Annotated in this window: 14 protein-coding genes and 1 rRNA gene; 4 read left to right on the top strand and 11 right to left on the bottom strand. The window is 37.8% G+C overall.

Annotated elements, in window-relative coordinates; genetic code table 11:
* Window positions 1-111 precede the first annotated feature (111 nt).
* A complete protein-coding gene (locus F938_RS19565; protein WP_005034511.1) occupies window positions 112-687 on the top strand; it encodes a hypothetical protein in 576 nt (191 codons plus the stop codon).
* A 15-nt stretch (window positions 688-702) separates the two neighbouring features.
* Here the strand turns inward: F938_RS19565 and F938_RS19570 are convergent, their stop codons facing one another.
* Both F938_RS19570 and blaOXA read right to left on the bottom strand, forming a co-directional pair.
* A complete protein-coding gene (locus F938_RS19570) occupies window positions 703-2,418 on the bottom strand; it encodes a GGDEF domain-containing protein (RefSeq protein ID WP_005034512.1) in 1,716 nt (571 codons plus the stop codon).
* Between the two features lie 281 nt (window positions 2,419-2,699).
* Window positions 2,700-3,518: an OXA-229 family carbapenem-hydrolyzing class D beta-lactamase gene (blaOXA, locus tag F938_RS19575; RefSeq protein ID WP_010591094.1), complete on the bottom strand. Its 819-nt coding sequence runs from the start codon at window positions 3,516-3,518 to the stop codon at window positions 2,700-2,702.
* Window positions 3,519-4,423: 905 nt separating this feature from the next.
* Here blaOXA and omp33-36 point away from each other — a divergent pair.
* The gene (omp33-36, locus tag F938_RS19585) at window positions 4,424-5,308 is read left to right on the top strand and encodes a porin Omp33-36 (RefSeq protein WP_004825632.1); all 885 of its coding nucleotides are present in this window, start codon (window positions 4,424-4,426) and stop codon (window positions 5,306-5,308) included.
* A 69-nt stretch (window positions 5,309-5,377) separates the two neighbouring features.
* Here omp33-36 and F938_RS19590 read toward each other — a convergent pair whose 3' ends face one another.
* From F938_RS19590 to F938_RS19605, 4 genes are all read right to left on the bottom strand, one after another.
* Window positions 5,378-7,345 (bottom strand): BCCT family transporter, encoded by a 1,968-nt coding sequence (locus F938_RS19590; protein WP_004825635.1) that lies wholly within the window; start codon window positions 7,343-7,345, stop codon window positions 5,378-5,380.
* Between the two features lie 169 nt (window positions 7,346-7,514).
* Window positions 7,515-8,192, bottom strand: a complete 678-nt coding sequence (locus tag F938_RS19595) for an ion channel (RefSeq protein WP_004825636.1) — start codon at window positions 8,190-8,192, stop codon at window positions 7,515-7,517.
* 270 nt (window positions 8,193-8,462) lie between these two features.
* Entirely contained in the window at window positions 8,463-10,178 is a 1,716-nt protein-coding gene (locus F938_RS19600; protein WP_005034517.1) for a cation acetate symporter, read from the bottom strand.
* A 1-nt stretch (window position 10,179) separates the two neighbouring features.
* Entirely contained in the window at window positions 10,180-10,512 is a 333-nt protein-coding gene (locus F938_RS19605; protein ID WP_004825640.1) for a DUF485 domain-containing protein, read from the bottom strand.
* Window positions 10,513-10,698: 186 nt separating this feature from the next.
* Here F938_RS19605 and F938_RS19610 point away from each other — a divergent pair, with 186 nt between their 5' ends.
* Window positions 10,699-14,190, top strand: a complete 3,492-nt coding sequence (locus tag F938_RS19610; RefSeq protein ID WP_005034520.1) for a hybrid sensor histidine kinase/response regulator — start codon at window positions 10,699-10,701, stop codon at window positions 14,188-14,190.
* A gap of 417 nt (window positions 14,191-14,607) precedes the next feature.
* Window positions 14,608-15,375 carry a hypothetical protein gene (locus F938_RS19615; protein WP_005034522.1) on the top strand — a complete coding sequence of 256 codons (768 nt, stop codon included), beginning with the start codon at window positions 14,608-14,610 and terminating at the stop codon, window positions 15,373-15,375.
* Between the two features lie 98 nt (window positions 15,376-15,473).
* Here F938_RS19615 and F938_RS19620 read toward each other — a convergent pair whose 3' ends face one another.
* The 5 genes from F938_RS19620 to rrf form a co-directional block, all read right to left on the bottom strand.
* A complete protein-coding gene (locus F938_RS19620) occupies window positions 15,474-16,718 on the bottom strand; it encodes an esterase-like activity of phytase family protein (RefSeq protein WP_005034524.1) in 1,245 nt (414 codons plus the stop codon).
* A 104-nt stretch (window positions 16,719-16,822) separates the two neighbouring features.
* The gene (locus F938_RS19625; RefSeq protein WP_005034526.1) at window positions 16,823-17,218 is read right to left on the bottom strand and encodes a tautomerase family protein; all 396 of its coding nucleotides are present in this window, start codon (window positions 17,216-17,218) and stop codon (window positions 16,823-16,825) included.
* 170 nt (window positions 17,219-17,388) lie between these two features.
* Complete coding sequence (locus tag F938_RS19630; protein WP_005034528.1) at window positions 17,389-18,552, bottom strand: PQQ-dependent sugar dehydrogenase; 1,164 nt, start codon at window positions 18,550-18,552, stop codon at window positions 17,389-17,391.
* A 443-nt stretch (window positions 18,553-18,995) separates the two neighbouring features.
* Complete coding sequence (locus F938_RS19635) at window positions 18,996-19,895, bottom strand: hypothetical protein (RefSeq protein ID WP_005034530.1); 900 nt, start codon at window positions 19,893-19,895, stop codon at window positions 18,996-18,998.
* A gap of 68 nt (window positions 19,896-19,963) precedes the next feature.
* Window positions 19,964-20,078: ribosomal RNA gene (gene rrf / locus F938_RS19640) — 5S ribosomal RNA — on the bottom strand.
* Window positions 20,079-20,223 lie beyond the last annotated feature (145 nt).

The following is a 20,223-nucleotide window of genomic DNA, read 5'->3' on the forward strand; positions in this document are numbered from 1 at the left end:
CAGGTTTTCTGATCTATATCTTGGCTCATTACTCTGTCTTTTAACTGTAAAAATTTTGCATTTCCAATTTATACAAGGCAAGATCAATCCATAGCACAGGATATTCATCATATGAAGTTTCTTTACCCATGCTTTTTGATCCCCAGTATTGCTTTACTCAGCGGCTGTATCGGCAATATGAATCCAGCTGGTGGAAATGGTCGCCCCAACTATCCATATTTCGTCACTACACAACCCATGATCATTAAAAAAATAAATGTACCGGCAGGGACTATACTGACCTATGAGAAACAAAGTTTTAAGACAGGCAAACAAAATCAACTCATGAATGAAAATAAACTACAATCCATTTTGATGCCAAGTGGACAAAACATCATATGGGGTGGCGTACCCGTCAGTATGATCGAGAAATTTTTCAATTCACAAATGCGCGGTTATAGTGTTCATGCAGAATTCGAAAAGTTATCACCGAGTCAAAGCACGAGATTTTCAAAATTATGGAAAAGTTGTAATGACCATCTTGGAATTACAATTAAAAATAATAACGATTGGTCATTTAATCTGAATAATATAGCTGATGTAGAAAATTGTAGTGTGCTTTATCAACGCTACTTTAAACATGATACTGAACAACAGCAATTTCTGGATCAGTTATATCGGGAATTAAAAAAAGTGAATCTCAAATAACCGTGTTTGAATGAACTATCCCACGACTTTATTGCGACCTTGTGCCTTTGCTTTAAATAAAGATGCATCCGCTTGCGCGAATAAATCTTCCCAATTCTTTGCCCCTGTTGCTACGCCAATACTTACGGAAACATTCAAGTGATCTGTTGAAGGTGTATGATTAAATTTCAACTGGGAAACATCTGCCAAAATACTTTCAGCAATTTGCAACGCCCAATCCCACTCGACTTGATCAATTAAAATCAAAAACTCATCGCCACCAAAACGTACAATCAAATTTGACTGGGCAATATTGGCTTTTAGACACTGGGCAATTTCCACAATGACAGAATCGCCTAGGATATGCCCAAATTGATCATTCACATATTTAAAATTATCAATATCCACCATGATTAGTGTGAGTTTTTCAAAACGTTCTGTTTGAGTGGCAATATTTTTTAAATAATCTTCTAATGCCAAACGATTCGAAACTCCGGTTAAAATGTCCGTATTGGCACTGTTCTGTAATTGAAATTCAAAAGCATCACGCTGTTTTAACATTTCTTTTAATTTATCAATGGCATCTTTCAATGTGTGCACTTCTTTACTAGGAGCGGTAGAAACAGCGCCCATATAGTCACGCTCTTGAACTTGTGATAACTCTAAAATCATATTTCTAGCATAAATCAAAGGCTCAAAGAGTTTTTTCCTAGTATATAACATGGTAAAAATCGCCACAGCCAATGACAAAAGCGAGATAAATAATGTGATCAAAAACTGACGTTGCTCCGACTCCAATTGTGCTTGAGCACTCAACGCATGTGTTTCCAATAAATACTTTTGTAAGTCGATCACTGAATTGAATTTCCCAACCAAAACATCAGTCAACTGATTGGCTGTTAAAAAATAAGCTTGCTGATGTGAACTTTCCTCAATTAAACGATTAACAGTCGGTAATCCTTGATCAATAAATTGGCTTTTTACTTGAGCGTATAAATGTAGATATGCTGGCGTTTTTAAATTTTCCATTTGCATGGTATCCATCAAACGCCATAAGTATTTTACTTGCTCTTGAGTCTGTAGTGAGCGCGCTTTGTTATATTCAGGAATAGGCTCTGAAAAACTCAGTGGTGCCATAATATTGGAAGCCACACGCCCCGATTGATCTCGTAAATCCGCCAAGATCAATACGATAGATGCATAGTCCGTCACATCACTATTTATTTTTTTTGAGTCATTGATTAAGCGCTGTAACATGGCTCTACAGCTATCCCATGCAGCAAACATCCCCTGAATTGCTTGATCCATTTGAACAGAAGTACGTTCTTTTGCAGGCAATGCCAAATAAGCATCGACCTTCCCCCGTGCGACAGCTAAATCATGTCTTAACTGTACATCCACCTGATCCGCTAAAGCATTGAAGCCTGTCTGCCTTAAAGATTCGACAGTTAGATCAATTTGCCGATCCACCCCCTTACGATAATCTTGCAAGGCTTTCATATTTTCAGACAAATCTTGGGTTGAGCTCGACATTGCCTTATTCGTTGGTGCCCTTTCTCGTGATATTTTATTTGATGTTTCTGCAAAAATTTGTAAGGTTTGAATATCGACTAAAATTCTCTTTGAACGAACATATTCTTGATAATTACTGATAATTTGAGGAACAGCGATCAATAAAACGGACAAAATAATGACTGACATAAGGATAAGCAAACGGGTGCTTATTTGTTCTGATCGGAGTTCCTGCACCATCGTCATGACCCTATGGGAAGTAATGTCGAATGAATCTAAAAAATTTGGCTATATTATAGGGTATCTGAATCAATTCTACCCAAGTATTTAAACTTCAGTCTGTTTATTGCATTCACTATACTATCGCTTTTACAGATAAGTGATATTGAAAATTAACATTTTACATATAAATAGATTATTCTTAAAATATAAAAATCAAATGAATTATCACATTTTGAAAATATACCCTTTTCAATGCCCAGTTACCCCCAATAAACTGGGCATTTTTTTAACTCATGCATTTATCTTAAATAAAAAAATAGACCCAATTTGTCCAAAATACTTAAGGTTAATTGTTTACGTTCAGCTGGATCATTACCTGCTTGCATGTTCATATTTAACGCAAATGCAGTCACCTTGCCATTGGGTTGTTCAACCCATCCCGTATACCAACCCACTTGAGGTTCAACATCCATTCCCCAACCACTTTTAGCATACAGTTTACTGTCACCACGTCTCTCGATATAAAGCATATCTTTGACTTGTTGCTGTACATTTGAATCAAAAGGCAATTGCTTCATTGCCAGTTGATAGGCAAATTGAACTTCTTGTTCAGGGGAGATTTTTAAAGGACCCACCAACCAAAAATTATCGACTTGCTGACCAATCTCCGCATTGCCAAAACCTACACGCTTCACTTCTTCACGCATCAATTCCAAGCCAATACGTCGAGCAAGCTCTTGATATACAGGAACAGCTGAAGCCTGCATCGCTTCTGCCAAAGTCATATCTTTTTCCCATGCTGAAAAAGCGCGCTTTTCACCATTCCAATGAAATACTTCAGTATTGGTTGCTTTTGCATTTTGCAAGCCAATTAAAGCATTCAACATCTTAAATGTAGATGCAGGAATATATTCAGTCTTTGCTCGGCTTAGATCATTACCATAACTTTTTAGATGAATCCCATCATAAGTAACAAACACAGCTTGAGTCTGTGCTTGATTAAATAATAAAGGAATCTCAGTTTCTCGCTCTGATATGACTGGGCGTTGTAGTTTTGAATCATAAACACAACCTGAAAATGCCAAACTACTGAGGATGACACAAAATAAACCTTTCATTTTAAACTTCATGATATTGGTGACCTTAAATACCACTCTAACATGCTGAAAAATTGAAATCGTAGAGATCATGGAAAAATATATTGTGCCAAGAATGTAAGAAAATATTTACATGTGCAATATATTGGTGCATAATGCACCTCATTAGGGCAATAATTAGGTTTTCCTCAGCAGAAACTTTAGCTTTGCTCCAGATTTTGGCGAAAAATCCCAGTTTTCTTTGAAAATTGGGATTTTTTTTGGCAAAAATCATGCCAACCCTATCTTAGATAGGTTAAGTTTAGCACTATATTGGTGCGAAATTTCTCCCCCTACCTGATTTGATGAAAATTTATTGATTTTTAAACAAAAAAAAGCCCAACCTTGGGGAAAGCTGGGCATATAAACTGCGAATTTAAAAAAACTCATTGAATAGCAATGAACTTTATAGACTTATTATCTAAAATCCATCACACTTTGTAAAACCTATTAAATTGATCGGATATAGAAATATTATCGTTTTTACTAATAATTGCGCCACAGCTAACACTTTATTAAATAAAATGAATATTAAATCACATATTTTATGCCAGCTAAGCAGATTTTAATGACATTTTCTTGACATTGATTGCAAAAAAACCATCGAAAATACAAATTAACAACAGAATACAATAGAAAAAACAAATCAATAAAATTCGTATTTTGCCATCCTTTTTTTAATAAATATTACTGCTCTTTAGTTTTATTTACTTGTTCTGATTAAACTTTTTCTAAGGTTGACTTGAAGCTAAACAAATGTTCGTTTTTTAAACAGTGTTTTTTTCATGTATCTGCTTTGTAAACATACGTCTTAAACATCATTGACTTAATATCTTGTTACAATACAATGCCGTGTGTTTCACCAATTTCTCCTATTGGAAAAGATTATGAAAAAACTCGGTTTAGCCACTGCTCTATTATTAGCCATGACCGGCGCACAAGCATACCAATTTGAAGTTCAAGGTCAATCAGAGTATATCGATACAACTGAAAATGACAAAGACTTCACTGGTGGTCTTCAAGGTACTTTCTACTTCAAAAATGTTGACTCTTCTAAAGGTCCTTTGGCTGAAGCAGCGTTCTTAAACCAAGCTTCTAACGTATCTTTAGCGTACAACTATGGCGAATTAGATGCTGGCGTAACTGCACACAACTATGGCGCTAAAGCTGAAGCTTATGTTCCAACACCATATGTTCCTGCTTATGCAAGCGTATCTTATAGCCACACAATTCTTGATGGCAAACACGGCTTATCTAACGATCAAGGCGACCGTTTTGCTTTAGAATTAGGTGCTTTACCTACTCAAAACTTCTTGGTTGCAGTTGGTTATACCAACGTTGCTGACCAAGTTGCTTTAGATGCATTCAATGTAATGGGTAACGGTGTTGCTAAAGCAACTGCTGAAGCTGCAACAATTGGTGAAGATCAAGACGCAATCACTGCACGTGCTAAATACGTTGGTGGTATTGACGGTACGAACATGTCTTTAGCATTTGAATCAGGCATTATCTATGGTGATGCAACTGCATACCAATTCAAAACTGATTTCTATTTGAACCCACAATTAAGCATTGGTGCTTCTTACGCAGCTTCTAGCTACGAAGGTTCTCCAGATTCAGCTTGGGGTGCGAACGTAAACTACTTCATCACTCCTGCGATTGCAGTTGGTGCAAGCTATGTAAATGCAAACTACGAAGCGAAGAAAGAACAAGCTATCTCTTACTTTGGTGATACGCAAACTGTTGGCTTAAACGCTAAATTCCGTTTCTAATAACTTAGAAATCGAATCTGTAAAAAAGGACTCTCACGAGTCCTTTTTTATTGCTTGAAGATAAATAACTTAGCTTCTCAGCACATTTAAAAAATGCAAGTGACGTTCATATTGATCAATGATGTCTTGAATCAAGTCTTCCTGTGTCCACTCCATCACATCATAGTTCTGACCGCCCTCTCTTAAAAATACTTCAGCTTGATAAAAGTCATCTGTTTGTTGATGCTGTTCATTCATCATAAAGCTGGGTGCAACCATTTCCCGCACCATTACTTTATAAATAAAATTTAGTTCGTCATGATGATCTACACTCAACTGAACACCATCTTCCAATTCTTTGATGACGACATTCAAATGACGGCGTTTGAATTCAAAACGAATACTTTCAAAAGCTTTAATCACATGAGATTGGATATATTCATGCACCTCAGCTTGTGTATGCGGATAATGCATAATTAAGCCTAGACGTTGTTGCCAACTTCGTGGGTTTTGTACAGCTCTTGGAGTAATTCTTGCGACTTGTAAAGCTTGCATTTTGGTCACATCCACACGAAGTGCTTTCACTAAGCCCCAACATAACAACAGCATAATAAATGTGAATGGCAATGCACTCATCATTGTCGCAGATTGTAATGCACTAAGCCCACCCACCATTAATAGAATGATCGAAAGTACTGCCATTAAAATGGTCCAAAACAAACGTTGCCAAGTCGGTGAATTATCAGACTTTGCTGTGAGATAGTCGGTAACCAATGCACCAGAATCTGCTGAGGTGACAAAAAATAGAACCACAAGTACCGTCGCGATTAGACTTGAGATTCCTGCGAAAGGTAAATGAGCGAGGAATTCAAACAATGCCACTGAAGAATCTTTTTGCACAGCAGCCATCAAACTGTCTTGCCCCTGTTGCAAAATACTGAATAATGCAGCATTACCAATAAAGCCCATCCAGATCAGGGTAAAACCTGTCGGAATCAGCAAAACGCCAACAATAAACTCTCGAATGGTACGCCCTTTCGAAACACGGGCAATAAACATCCCCACAAATGGTGACCATGAAATCCACCATGCCCAATACACAATGGTCCACCCACCGATCCAACCATTGGATTGATAGGCATATAAATTAAAGGTCATGGTGAATAAATTAGAGATGTATTGTCCAGCATTTTGAATTGTGGCTTGTAAAATATAAACACTTGAACTGGCGAGAAAAATAAAAACAAGGAGTAGCAAAGCCAAAACCAGATTCAGCTCAGAAAGTCTTTTAATTCCTTTATCCAAGCCTAAAAATACGGACAGTGACGCAAGTGTACTGACGATGATGATCAATATAATTTGCGTTGTAATATTACTTTCCCAGCCGAATAAATAGCTCAAGCCAGAGTTAATTTGGGTTACACCGAAACCTAAAGTCGTGGCAACACCAAATACCGTACCAATGGTCGCAAAGGTATCCACGGCATCACCAATAGGTCCATAAATCCTGCGTCCAATAATTGGATATAGGCCCGAACGGACTTTTAGTGGTAAATGATAACGGAAAGCAAAATAAGCCAGTGTTAGACCAACCACAGCATAGATCGCCCAAGCGTGTAAACCCCAATGGAAAAAGGTAATTCTCATCGCTTGTTGCGCAGAGTCAATACTTTGGGGATCTCCAGTAGGTGGGTTGACATAGTGCATGACTGGTTCAGCCACACTAAAGAACATCAAACCGATGCCCATACCAGCGGTAAACAGCATGGCAAACCATGACCCATTGCTATATTCAGGCTGACTGTGATCTGGACCGAGTTTAATTTTGCCCATCTCAGAAAAGGCAATAAAAATAAGCAAAATTAAAAAAATTGCGACAGACAAAACATAGAACCAGCTAAATGAATCCGTGATCCATTTATTCATTTGCGTGGTCATCAGTTCAAAGGCATTAGGTGCAAAGATAACCACCGCTAAAAACAGCGCAATTATTCCAACAGTGCTCAAGAAAACATTTGGATTGATATTGTCAAACCAAGTGATTTTTTTGGAAGGCATATTTCCCCCAGGTTTTTATATTAAAAGGACAGACGTATTAAAGTCAAAAAAGGCATTCACAATAGTGAAAAAAGACGAATCCCGTAGAACAGCGATTAGATTCAGCACACATTATAATTTAAATTAATATTTTCAACAATTTAGCAAATGTAACAAGATAGTTTTCACGTTATTTTGGTTTATTTTCAATATATTGCAGTGCAATCATACGTGAAACGATCAGCGCAAAATACATCACACCACAAAACATTTGCAACATCGAAATCACACGTGCTGCGGGTGCAACAGGGATCAAATCCGACAATCCAGTTGCAGATTGCAAACTAAAACTAATAAACAATAAATCCAGCCAAGACTGATAATCCGCAACATGATTGGGGTTTTGAAAGCTTTGTGGAACCAATAATTGGCAAATACTGTATAAAAAGGCAAAGCCCCAAGCAATCAGGGTAAAAACTGCCCCAGCAGCAAATAACTCATCTTTGGTAAGGTAACGGTCTGCAAACATATAACGGATCAGTCCATAAGCAGCACAAAAATATGCTGCTGCTTCAAAAGCATGGGCGATAATTTGCAAAGTAACGGAATGAAAACCGATCAGCATCAAAAAAGATAACGAAAAAGCCCCCAACACAAAGCTTAACCCAAGCACGGTAAATGTTGGTGTTTGTCGTATTACCTTGGCAATGATCAACAATGCAGACACCCCAAGCAGCCATGTAAGAATTTGATAGCTTCTACTGGCATTGGTGTACACAGACAAAACCAAAATCAGCAATTGCACCAATAATAGCCATGCCGAAGGCAATTGCTTGAATCCTTTCCAAAATTCGACGATTGATTGCATAAATAATTTCTGGTTATTGTTTTAAAACTTCAAATTAACATATTCATTCAATTTGATAAATTGTTTAAATTTTACCTTATTGTTCAATCTATAAATTGAGATAATTCATCCTATTTATAACATGCTAAATCGTGCGCTTTTCAAGCTTTATTTCTACTCTAAATTATTCAAGCACCTAGTCCTGTTATAAAAGGGACATGAAGGCTTTCAAATTGAAAACCCATAAAAAAACACCTTCGAAAAGGTGTTTTTGAGTTGATTCGAAATCAATTAGTGATCTGAAGCACCTGAGATGCCAATACCTGTTTGTGAGCGTACAAACTGTGCATCAAATGCTTTGCGTTCTGCTTGCGCACGTGCTGATTTATCAGTCACAGAGAACAACCAGCAGCAAATGAAGGCTAACGGCATAGCGAAGATTGCAGGACCATTGAATGAGTTGATTGGTGTATCAGAGATTTTTAATGTATCTACCCAAACAGCTTTCGATAAGATAATTAAAGTCACTGCTGTTACTAGACCAACAACACCACCAATAACTGCACCACGTGTCGTTAAGCCTTTCCAGAACATTGAAAGTACCAACACTGGGAAGTTTGCACATGCAGCTACGGAGAATGCCAAACCAACCATGAAAGCAACGTTTTGTTTTTCGAACAAAATACCTAAGATCATCGCGAAAATTGCTAGACCTAAAGTTGCGATCTTAGACATACGTAATTCAGATTCAGGTGTAGTTTGACCTTTTTTGATTACGTTTGCATATAAGTCATGTGAAATTGCAGAAGCACCTGAAAGTGTCAAACCTGCAACAACTGCAAGAATAGTTGCGAACGCCACTGCTGAAATGAAGCCCATGAACAGATCGCCACCCACTGCATCAGCAAGGTGTACCGCTGCCATGTTGTTACCGCCAACTAATTCTAGTTTGCCAGTTACAGCCATTTTTGCTACATCAATGAATTGTGGGTTGTTTGATACGAACAGAATCGCACCGAAGCCGATAATGAATGTTAATAAGTAGAAGTAACCAATGAAACCTGTTGCCACAACAACTGATTTACGCGCTTCTTTTGCGTCTTTAACAGTAAAGAAACGCATTAAGATATGTGGTAAACCTGCGGTACCAAACATTAATGCTAAACCAAGCGATAATGCATCTAATGGGTTTTTCGTCAAGCTACCTGGACCCATGATCTTAGTTGCATCTTCGATGCTTACATCATGCACTTTTGCAAATACATCGATAGATTGTTTAAACATTTCAGAGAAGCTATAGCCTACAGAATGCATCACCATGAACGCCATGAATGTTGCACCTGAAAGCAACATCACCGCTTTAATGATCTGTACCCATGTAGTCGCCAACATGCCACCAAAGATCACATAAGCCATCATCAGAAGACCAACGATCACCACTGCAATGTTATAGTTCAAACCAAAAAGAAGTTTGATTAGCTGTCCTGCACCCACCATTTGTGCAATCAAATAGAATGCAACAACAACCAAAGAACTGATTGCAGCAAGTGTACGTACCGGCTTTTCTTCTAAGCGGAATGAAACTACATCAGAAAGGTTGTATTTACCTAAGTTACGCAGACGTTCAGCAACCAAGAACAGTACCACTGGCCAACCAACCATGAAACCTAGTGAATAAAGCAGACCATCAAAACCTGAGCTAAACACCATTGCAGAAATACCCAAGAACGATGCAGCTGACATGTAGTCACCAGCAATCGCCAAACCATTTTGGAAACCTGAGATACCACCGCCAGCTGTATAGAAGTCTGCTGTATTGGTGGTTTGTTTTGCAGCCCATTTAGTGATGAACAAGGTAAGACCAACGAAAATTGCGAACATGATAATCGCATGCCAGTTGGTCGCTTGTTGCTGAGCTTCACCTAAATCTGGACCAGCTTGTGCAACAGTAGAAAGCAGTGCAGTAGATGCAAGTGCTGCTTTAGTCTTTAAAGAGTTCCATTTCATCTTAGTGAAGTCCTTTTTCATGAGCAATTGCTTCTACTTCTCTCATTGCATCTTCATTCAATTGATCCAATTTATTGTTGGCAATATATGAATACACACCACACAAAATGAAAGATAAAACAATAATGCCTAGACCTAAAGGAATACCCCAAGTGGTGACTCCACCACTAAATGAAGTCATCAAAAATTCTTTGTTATAGCCAACTAAAAGCATAAATCCAACATAAACGAACAACATAATTGCAGTTAATGTCCAGCTCAATCTACTTTTTTTAGCAACCATTTCTTTGAATTTTGGATTTTGTAGAATCGCCTCTACTTGTCTCTCATCCATAACCATGCTCCTTGATAAGCGACCAGAACCCTGGTTGCTTTTTTTAATCTTTTTTTACATGGTCAAAATTAACAATATTGTGGGGTTCTCGTAACTTAGACTTTGGTCGTTAAATTTTGAGCAAAGTGCGTGAGTCAATTCATGGATGCGGTATGATAGGGGGTAGATTTTTATACTGTAGTCCTTATGAACAGTTGGTTAATTATAGGGGTTTTAGCCCTTTACATCTTCATTCTCTTCGTTTGTGCCTTCTTTGGGGAGAAGCATGCCAGCCGATTAAGCACTCGTGGCAGAATGCTTCTCTTTAGTCTAACATTGGGCGTTTATTGTTCATCTTGGACTTTTTATGGTGCAACTGGTGCAGCAGTAAGAGAAGGGATTATTTTCCTACCGATTTATTTAGGACCTTTATTATTCGTTTGGCTAGGTTATGACATTTGGCGTCGTTTAGGTCGTGTACGCCAGCATCATGCCATTTCATCGATTGCCGACTTTGTTGCTGCTCGTTATGGTAAAAGCGGAACACTTGCCTCTTTGGTCACCATCTTAGCAGTTATTGCAATTATTCCTTATTTGGCTTTGCAGTTACGTGCGATTGCACTCAGTGCATCGGTCATGCTCGATCATAATACCCAAGTTGTTTCAACCACAACCAATGGTGTACTTGGACTCACTGCGGTGCTTGCAATCTTAGCGATGATGTTTGGAACGCGACAAATCGCCAATACCGAACAGCATGGCGGACTCATGCTTGCGGTAGCATTTGAATCTTTTGTCAAACTGTTTGCACTACTCTGTGTTGCCTTCTTTTTTATTTTTGACCACCCTCAAAATATTGTACAAATTTCACATGATGTACAAAAAACCTTTCATGAAGTGCAACTGTTTGGTGTTCCTGAAACATTTTGGATTCAAACCTTATTGGCATCTTTAGCGATTATTTGTTTGCCCCGTCAGTTCCACGTTGCTGTGGTGGAGTTACGCGATGAAAAGCATATTCGAGGTGCTAGACGCTGGTTTGCTGCTTATTTAATCCTTACCATTATTGCCATTATTCCAATTGCCAGTTGGGCACTTCATGCAGCACCGAAATATTTAACCATTCCAGATGTTGCGGTACTTTCTTTACCGATTAGTTATAACCAAGACTGGTTATCTTTACTGGCATTTTTAGGGGGGTTTTCTGCATCTACAGGGATGCTTTTGGTCTCTTCTGTCGCACTGTCTATCATGCTGAGTAATGACTTGATCATGCCTGCTTTATGGAAATTTGGAATTCTTTCCCGTCATGATAAACGCTTACCGCAAGTGCTTAAATTTACACGTCGTGTGTGTATTTTAGCGGTGATGCTACTTGGTTTTCTATTCTTCCATTTCTTTAATGATATTGACCAACTCTCAACTTTTGGTCTTTTGGCATTCAGTGCTGTTGCACAGTTCTCACCAGCATTGATTGGTGGTTTATATTGGCGAGGAGGTAGCCGCCAAGGGGTCTATTCTGGTTTAGTGGTCGGTTTTATCCTGTGGTCATATACCTTGTTGCTTCCAACAATTTTGCGAAGCTTACCTGTTGAGTATAGTGAGTTCGCACATCAGTTTTTAATGTTTGGTCCTTTAAATATCGAATGGTTAAGACCAGAAGCATTATTTGGTTTTGAATCATTCGCACCATTAACACATGGTGTTATTTGGGCACTCGGATTAAACATTACCTTATATATCTGGGTATCTCGAATTTATCGCCCAAGTATTGCAGAACAAATACAAGCCGAAAGCTTTTTCTATTACGAAACCAAACCTTTACCTGCGCAAAATACTTCGACTGATATTAACTATTTACACCATGATGTTGCCAAGCTCAAAGTTGGCGATTTAATCGCACTGGCTAAACGTATCACTGGTGAAGGACCTGCAACACACGCATTTCAGCAATTCTGTGCTATGAACAATGTGGTTTTAAATGAAAATAGCAGTGCAAATGGGATGTGGTGGCGTTTTACCGAACAGTATCTTGCTGGAACGATTGGTGCAGCATCTGCGCGTACCTTATTAACTACAGCGATGGTCAATAACGGCTTAGCCTTGGGACAAGTTGCCAACATTCTTGACCAAGCTTCACAATGGCAACGCTTTAACCAAAATCTCATCATGACCATGATTGACCATATGACGCAAGGGGTCAGTGTGGTGGATGAAAATATGTGTCTGGTGGCATGGAACAATCAATACCTCAAACTTTTTGATTATCCTAAAGATCTCGTTTATGTCGGTTGTCCAATTGCAGACTTGATTCGTTATAACGCTGAACGTGGTGAATGTGGTCCTGGCTCGGTAGAAGAACATGTACGCAAGCGAATTCACTGGATGAAAGTCGGAAGTGCGCATGAGTTTGAACGAATTCGTAAAGATGGTCGTGTGATTCAAATGCGTGGAAATCCAATTGAAGGTGGAGGTTTCGTTACCACTTTTGCTGATATTACCGCATTCCGTGAAAATGAAGCTGTACTTGAAGCCCGTGTCTCTGATCGTACCCAACAGTTGGCTGATGCACTTGAAGAACAACAACTTGCACGCGAACAAGCCGATAAAGCCAACATGTCAAAAAGTCGCTTTATTGCCGCCGCCAGCCATGACTTGCTTCAGCCCATGCATGCCGCACGTCTATTCAGTACAGCATTAGAACAAAGCGTTCAGTCGGATGAAGACCGAAAAACTTTACAACAGCTTGACCGTGCTTTGCATGGTGCAGAAAGCATGTTATCTGCTCTTTTGGATATTGCACGCTTGGAAGGTGGTTCAATTCAGCCGAAACGCCAAGCCTATCCATTACATGATTTACTCAGTGATTTGGAACTGCAATTTAAATCGATTGCCGCACAACGTGATATCCAGTTGCACGTACATGATGCTCAATTCTGGATTGACACCGACCCGCAATGGATTCGTCGTATCATCCAAAACTTTGTTAGTAATGCCTTACGTTATACAGCGCGTGGGCGTGTCGTGGTGGGTGTACTGCGTGCTTCAGATCTTCCACAACATATCCGCATTGGTGTTTGGGATACAGGTCCTGGGATTGCAGAAGAACAACGCATTAAACTGTTTCAGGAGTTTGAGCGTTGTGGGCATACTTCACCTTGGGGGGAACAAGGTTTAGGGCTTGGTCTTGCGATTGTTCAACGAATGACCAGCTTGTTGGATTATCCTGTACATGTCTATTCAGAGCTCGGTAAAGGCTCATGCTTCATGATTGATGTCCCCGTTGTAGAAGCACCTAAAATTGTTGCTACACCAGTGCAAGCTGTTCCTTTAAAAGCAAAAGCATATAAGATTTTATGTTTAGATAATGACGATACAATTTTGGAAGGCATGACTACCCTGCTGACCAAATGGGGTTATCAAGTCTTTAAGGCCACAGAACCTGAACAGGCTTTGGACATTATTCAAAGAGAAAATATTCAAGTCTGGTTAGTGGATCAGCATCTAAACAATAGCAAAATTGGTTTGGATTTCATCATTGAAAATCGTCAGGAAAATGTTCCTGCAGCACTGATCACCGCAGACTCCGATCCTGAATTACCACAACGTGTCAAAGATTTAAATGTTGTGCTTTTAAAGAAACCACTTAAACCAGCCTCACTACGCGCATGGTTATCTGGATTGAAAATTTCAAAATAGTGTTGCCTATTAGAATCCCCTTCTTTAATGTTTTGAAACATTTACACGCGCTAGAGCTTCGTGCTCTAGCGCGTGTGTTACACATTTTTTTAAGATAAATAGCAATTTTTTTTAAGGATTGTGCAAAAGCATTCAAAAAGCTGCCAAAGACTGCCTTGTTTATTGGCGAAAGATTCCAAAGCTTTATTTTCTATGGCAAATAACATCAAAATAGTAAATATACACTTGTATAGTTAGTTACAATTTTATATTTATTTGATTTTAAATAATAAAAAACTACTTTTCACCCCATATACAACTTTAGTCGTATTCCTATTGCATCTCAGATAAATCAAAAATTAATTCAAGACAAAATCACGCTCATGTTTAGGGAAACAAAAACAGCGTTTGAATTCAATTTTAAATAGGATTTTAGCTATGAATATTTCAGAAACTGTTCCACATGGGCTACACCAAGCTCAACAATTCCATCGTCAATATGGTGCTAATTCAATTCTGCCTGAAATCGATTGGCAAGCTATTTTTAAACATAGTAAGTTGCAAGACACTCAAATCCAAGCGCTGAATACCATCTATCAAGCAACAGTACCTTTAGCACTGCAAGTTTTTGATGAATTAAAATTTGATGTATTTGCACCTGTTGCATTTCATCCACAAGGTCTAGGTTTATTTGATAAATTAGCCCAACAAGAAGAAAAGTTAGTTCAACGCTTAGAAGATGAATGCGAATGCTTAAATGATGAGGTTCGTCATCAAGTCTGGAGTATGTTACTTCGTGGTGGTGCTGTATTGGTATTTAAAGCATGGTTAGGTAAAGTTAAAACTGGGGAAAATAGTTTAGACATGACCCAGTTTGATGAACTATCAGACTTGTTATTCATTAAAACTTCACCGACAACGCTCGCAATGCGTCTAAAAGTAGATGCTCATGCAGACTATGACCATGTATTCTTGATGTATGGCAATGATGTCTTCCTTGATCGCTTCAATAGTTTAGAAACAGCAGCATTATTTGTTGATTTAGGCGTATATGATGCAGCATTTTTAAGTTTACGTGATGATCGAGTTGCGGATTACCTCAAATCTAAAGGTTATGTAACTCATGAGCAGATCGAAGATTTAAAATGCGCTTTAAATCCTCTGGGTTGCCCAGATCAAGTCTCTAAACAAGATTGTTTAGCCTAATTGCCTTATTTAGGAAGTACAAAAAGCCAGTCAAATGACTGGCTTTTTACTCTGATCAAATATCCACATACGATTCTTTGAATAGTTGCGACTCAGTATTAATACAATGCCTTAGGCAACTTGATCTGAATAATTTCATTGTCATCAGCACGCTTTGCATTTCGTCCAGAAGATCCGGGAAAATTATTGTCGTTCATCACAGTTAAAGTATTTTTATTTTCAATAATGACATCTTCAATCGTTTCAAATGGAAAGGCGAATGTAGTGCCTGTACCGATATCACCATCATGTGGCGCACCATATAAATTATTTGGATTAGCAACGTTCATTAAATCGACCAAATCTGAACGTTTAACCGCTTTACCAACATCGCCAAGCTCAATTTGAATCAGCTTTTTATAACCATCGAGCTTATTCTGACTCGCATCACGTTCGATAATAATGCCAGATTTGTCATCGTACATTTGGAAGTCACCAATATTGGTCGCTTTGGTATTTAAAGTGAAATAATAATAACGTCCTGTATAGGCTTTTTTCTTTACATCAAATTGAGAAATCAGTAATTGCTGAGTGGTCTCGCCTTTTAAGGGTTTCTCTAGTAATGGGTATAAATATTGCCCATCTTTAGACAATGCCATACCTTCGAAACCGCCACTTTGCTGAACCAATGGTTCAACATAATTTATATTCGCTTTGTTGAACTGGTTTTGTGGTGAGCGTAATTCAGCGCCTACTTTCAATGGATTTGGTAATGGAATTGGCGCATCCAACAAGATTCCATCTTTATCAAAATGCAGTAAATAAGGTCCAAACTCATCCCCAATCCAATACGTACCATCCGCAGTACGTTGAATCGATTCAGGATCAAAATCAGCGCCAGTGAGCAAACGATCAGCGGTATTTTGATTGACGATATTAAACGGAATTAATTTATTTGGGTCACGAAGTTGGACAAAGCTCATCACTTGAACTTTCGCTGTTCCAGATGACTTGGTTCGAAAATCAGATTTGATCTGATACAAACGCAACAGAAAATCTGATGAATTATCTTGGGTACCAAAACCATTATCAGCCATGACCATATAGGTACCGTCATTATTTTTTAATGCACCTGAAAAACCTTGTACGGGCTGTCCTTTAAATGGCGGAAATATACCATTGGCACCTTTGACGAAAGCGCCTGAATTTGGACCAGCAGCATAAGTTTCAACATCAAGCTTAGCAAATGATAGCAATGTAGGCACGGTAACCGATGATTCGAACGAAAAGTCGTTGTCATCATCATTACAAGCGGTTAAACCCAATATACTGAAAGCTAAAAGTGAGTAGGCTAATTTTTTCATAAAGGTCTTTTTATTGGTTTAAATGAGCCTTATTTAAACCAATCAGGATGACAATTTTAAGTCATTTCAATGACAATACGGAGTCAAGTAAGTTTGATTTTGGATCAAATTTGAATATCAAATCCCAAATCAATATCACAAGCTGCTTGACCACCACGTACTCCCCAATTTTCCGTTGGGATCTCTCTTAATATAATTTTTATATGATCTTTTGGAATTCCAAATGCAGAAAGGTTATTTACAATTTTAAGATACAAACTTCGTTTTGTGTCCAATGTACGCCCAACAAAGCAATCGATAGTGATACGAGTAAACTTTTCGGGATTACGCTTATTTGGAGGGCATAAAAAGCGATGTGGATCATGTACGATTAAACAAATATTACGATCATCATCAGTAATTTTAAATACACTAACTAAAGCATTTTGAACTGCTCCAACTAAATCCACTTCTTGTTCAACAGAATATTGATATCGAACATCAATTGTAGTTGCAGGCATTATTTGTTCTCATTTTATGTTATTTTAAAATCAAAAGGATAGCATGATTAATATACTACCGTATCAATTAACCTCATATTGATTAAATTGTTTCAACATTTTCTCATCATAAAAGTTTGATGTATCATCTATCCTTAAGATATAACAATATATTGAATTAAATAAGTTTTCTATTTTAGTAATAGTCTTAATAGCCCAGCATTTTTTCCATCTTCCAGTACCCAAATCGAACCATCATGCGCTGGATAAATATCTCGAATCCGCTGTTTCATGTTCAAACGCTGTATTTCACGAACTGGCTTTGATTCAGTATCGACCACAATAATTGCTTCTGAAGACAATCCACCAATGAGCGCCTTATTCGTCCATTGAGGGAACAATTGTTTTTGATAAAACACCAAATTCGATGGAGAAATTACAGGTGTCCAACTGATCTCAGGTGCTTTAAATTCAGGACGGGTGACATGATCAGGAATCTCTTTTCCTGAATAATGATCCCCATTGGAAACAATGGGATAACCATAATTCTCACCTTTATGAATTAGATTTAATTCATCACCGCCCTTAGGTCCCATTTCTACAACCCACAATTGGTCTTTATGATCAAAAGCGATACCTAAGGGATTACGATGCCCTAAAGACCAGACTTGTTTTGCGATTTCACCTTGTTGAGTGAATGGGTTATCTGCAACAACAGTACCATCATCATTCAGTCTAATGACTTTACCCAAATTCGACTTCATATCTTGTGCAGGATCAAATTTCTGACGTTCTCCAGAACTGATCCAAAGCTTTCCATCTTTCCCAAATAACATACGATGCGCATAATGCCCTTGTCCTGAGACCTTTGGAACTTGTTCCCATATTCTTTGTATATTGCGGATTTGAGGATTTGTTTCTTGCAGGTTTAATTCACCACGAACTACAACTGCGCCATAACCACCATTGCCTTTTTCAGCATAACTCAAATAGATTTGATGATTATTTTTATAGTCAGGGTGCAAAGCAATATCACCCAATCCACCTTGCCCACCATAAGCAACTGGCGGAACACCTAAAATATCAATGCTTTGTGATGAAGAAGGATCATAGAGCTTTAATTTCCCTCGTCTCTCTGTAATCAATAATCGCCCATCCACCAATTCAGTCATTGCCCAGGGTTCATCAAATGTCGCGACTTTTTCAACACGATAGCTTTGATCAATCATCGCAGTTGTGCTTTCTGTCGCTTGTTTTACTTCAGATGATGAATTGCTTTGAGCATTGCATGCACTGAGTAATGTACAGCCCATGAGTAGAGGTAAGTAAAAAAATTTCTGTCGTAACGCTTCCATTTCTTGTTCCTCAATACTTTGATGTTTTATTTATTGTAAAGAAAAGACAGTATTGAACTATTTTATATTGTTAACAGCAATTTTCTAATCCATTCGAAGTAAGCATTTACCTACAAATCCTGCCGAATTTAGCGAATATACGGTTGCTTTAAATTCACCTATTCTATCGTTATCGGGAACAGGAAGTTTCCCAGACAAAACAACAATAACAAAACGTCTGAGCATCAGGAACGTGAGATTCGACAGGAGTCAAATCTAACACACCAATACGAAGAAAACCCCATCAGGATGATGGGGTTTTCTTTTTGTAACTATATAATATATTATGATGTACATCTTAAGAAGCTATAAGCTTCTTAGATAAGCAATAACTTTTTCCATCTAATCATTTCTCTTAGATGTATTAAAACACTAAATTCGCAAATCATGTCCTTTTATTCTAATTAAGGTATTGAATAAAATTTTAGATTTGGCAAGTATTTATTAATCAAACCTAAATGAATATTTATCCTAATTCCAACAGCGGTATCAAAATATTTCCCTCTGCCTAGCTTATGCTCAATTAGAATTGCTGTTAGTTTTTGCTTTGGTTGATTTACAATAAAGGGCTCCTTGAAAAAAATACCCTGTGAACGAATGATAGCCCCCCCACTACATCCTTTTAAATTTGGAGAAGTCTCCCATAATTTTCCATTAATTAGTCTTTTCTTATCATAGACCATAGCAACATGTATATCTTGATTTAAATTATAATAATCATAGACTTCTTTCGGCATTTCTCTTGTAGGAAATCCCTCTTGCTTAAAATTGGCTATACTATTCGAGATGTTTGATCTATTTGATTTAATCCCTGAAATAATATAAGGATTATCTTGAAAATTATTACATACTTTCAAGTTAGTTCTATGTAAGTCCAAATCATCATAATCTAAAAAAATCTTTTTAAAGCTTTCATCTAATTTAGAATGTATATGATAAACACTTGCATCTATAGGATCACTATTATGATTTTTCCCTGATTTTGCTGTACTGAACCTATCTCCTTGTAAATAAATAAGTTTTAAGCCTCCAAAATAACCTACAATGATTGGCTTATTTCCAAATTCATGAAATACATGTGCCGCCGAAAAAATAAAATATTCTCCACACAAACAAACAGCTACACCTGAACCAATTTGTTTTGGCATTTTTTTATTTTGTTGATAGCAAAATATTGCAACTGTAGCAAATTCAACCTTAGGATAAAAGCCTAAAGAAAAACTATGAGCTCTATTATGTTCGAGCATTTTCGTTTTTGTATTCTCATCCTCTAAATTATATTCTAAAAACATCATTTCATTCATTCACTTTTATATTTTCCCCATAAAAAAACACCCTCAACATTTTAGTTGAGGGTGTTTTAAGAATTAAAAGCTGGCGATGACTTACTCTCACATGGGTAACCCCACACTACCATCAGCGCTAAGAGGTTTCACTTCTGAGTTCGGGAAGGGATCAGGTGGTTCACTCTTGCTATTGTCGCCAGCAAACTGTTATGGACTTTTTCGGGTCTTATGGGTATGCCTTACTTTGTTCCAAATGAGTTTAACAGAAGAACATTTGAGTTGGTTATTGTAACTAGCTTTACAACTAAATCAAGTTTCTTTGATCTTTTATGAATCAAATGATGCT

This window comes from Acinetobacter bereziniae LMG 1003 = CIP 70.12, from assembly GCF_000368925.1.
In the GTDB taxonomy this organism is placed as follows: Bacteria; Pseudomonadota; Gammaproteobacteria; order Pseudomonadales; family Moraxellaceae; genus Acinetobacter; species Acinetobacter bereziniae.

Excerpts from the sequence above, each read along its gene's own strand:
- F938_RS19595 (WP_004825636.1), bottom strand. The coding sequence starts at position 8,192 with ATGCAATCAATCGTCGAATTTTGGAAAGGATTCAAGCAATTGCCTTCG.
- F938_RS19625 (WP_005034526.1), bottom strand. The coding sequence starts at position 17,218 with ATGCCTGCAACTACAATTGATGTTCGATATCAATATTCTGTTGAACAA.
- blaOXA (WP_010591094.1), bottom strand. The coding sequence starts at position 3,518 with ATGAAAGGTTTATTTTGTGTCATCCTCAGTAGTTTGGCATTTTCAGGT.
- F938_RS19635 (WP_005034530.1), bottom strand. The coding sequence starts at position 19,895 with ATGAATGAAATGATGTTTTTAGAATATAATTTAGAGGATGAGAATACA.
- F938_RS19605 (WP_004825640.1), bottom strand. The coding sequence starts at position 10,512 with ATGGATGAGAGACAAGTAGAGGCGATTCTACAAAATCCAAAATTCAAA.
- F938_RS19620 (WP_005034524.1), bottom strand. The coding sequence starts at position 16,718 with ATGAAAAAATTAGCCTACTCACTTTTAGCTTTCAGTATATTGGGTTTA.
- F938_RS19615 (WP_005034522.1), top strand. The coding sequence starts at position 14,608 with ATGAATATTTCAGAAACTGTTCCACATGGGCTACACCAAGCTCAACAA.
- F938_RS19610 (WP_005034520.1), top strand. The coding sequence starts at position 10,699 with ATGAACAGTTGGTTAATTATAGGGGTTTTAGCCCTTTACATCTTCATT.
- F938_RS19590 (WP_004825635.1), bottom strand. The coding sequence starts at position 7,345 with ATGCCTTCCAAAAAAATCACTTGGTTTGACAATATCAATCCAAATGTT.
- omp33-36 (WP_004825632.1), top strand. The coding sequence starts at position 4,424 with ATGAAAAAACTCGGTTTAGCCACTGCTCTATTATTAGCCATGACCGGC.
- F938_RS19630 (WP_005034528.1), bottom strand. The coding sequence starts at position 18,552 with ATGGAAGCGTTACGACAGAAATTTTTTTACTTACCTCTACTCATGGGC.
- F938_RS19570 (WP_005034512.1), bottom strand. The coding sequence starts at position 2,418 with ATGGTGCAGGAACTCCGATCAGAACAAATAAGCACCCGTTTGCTTATC.
- F938_RS19600 (WP_005034517.1), bottom strand. The coding sequence starts at position 10,178 with ATGAAATGGAACTCTTTAAAGACTAAAGCAGCACTTGCATCTACTGCA.
- F938_RS19565 (WP_005034511.1), top strand. The coding sequence starts at position 112 with ATGAAGTTTCTTTACCCATGCTTTTTGATCCCCAGTATTGCTTTACTC.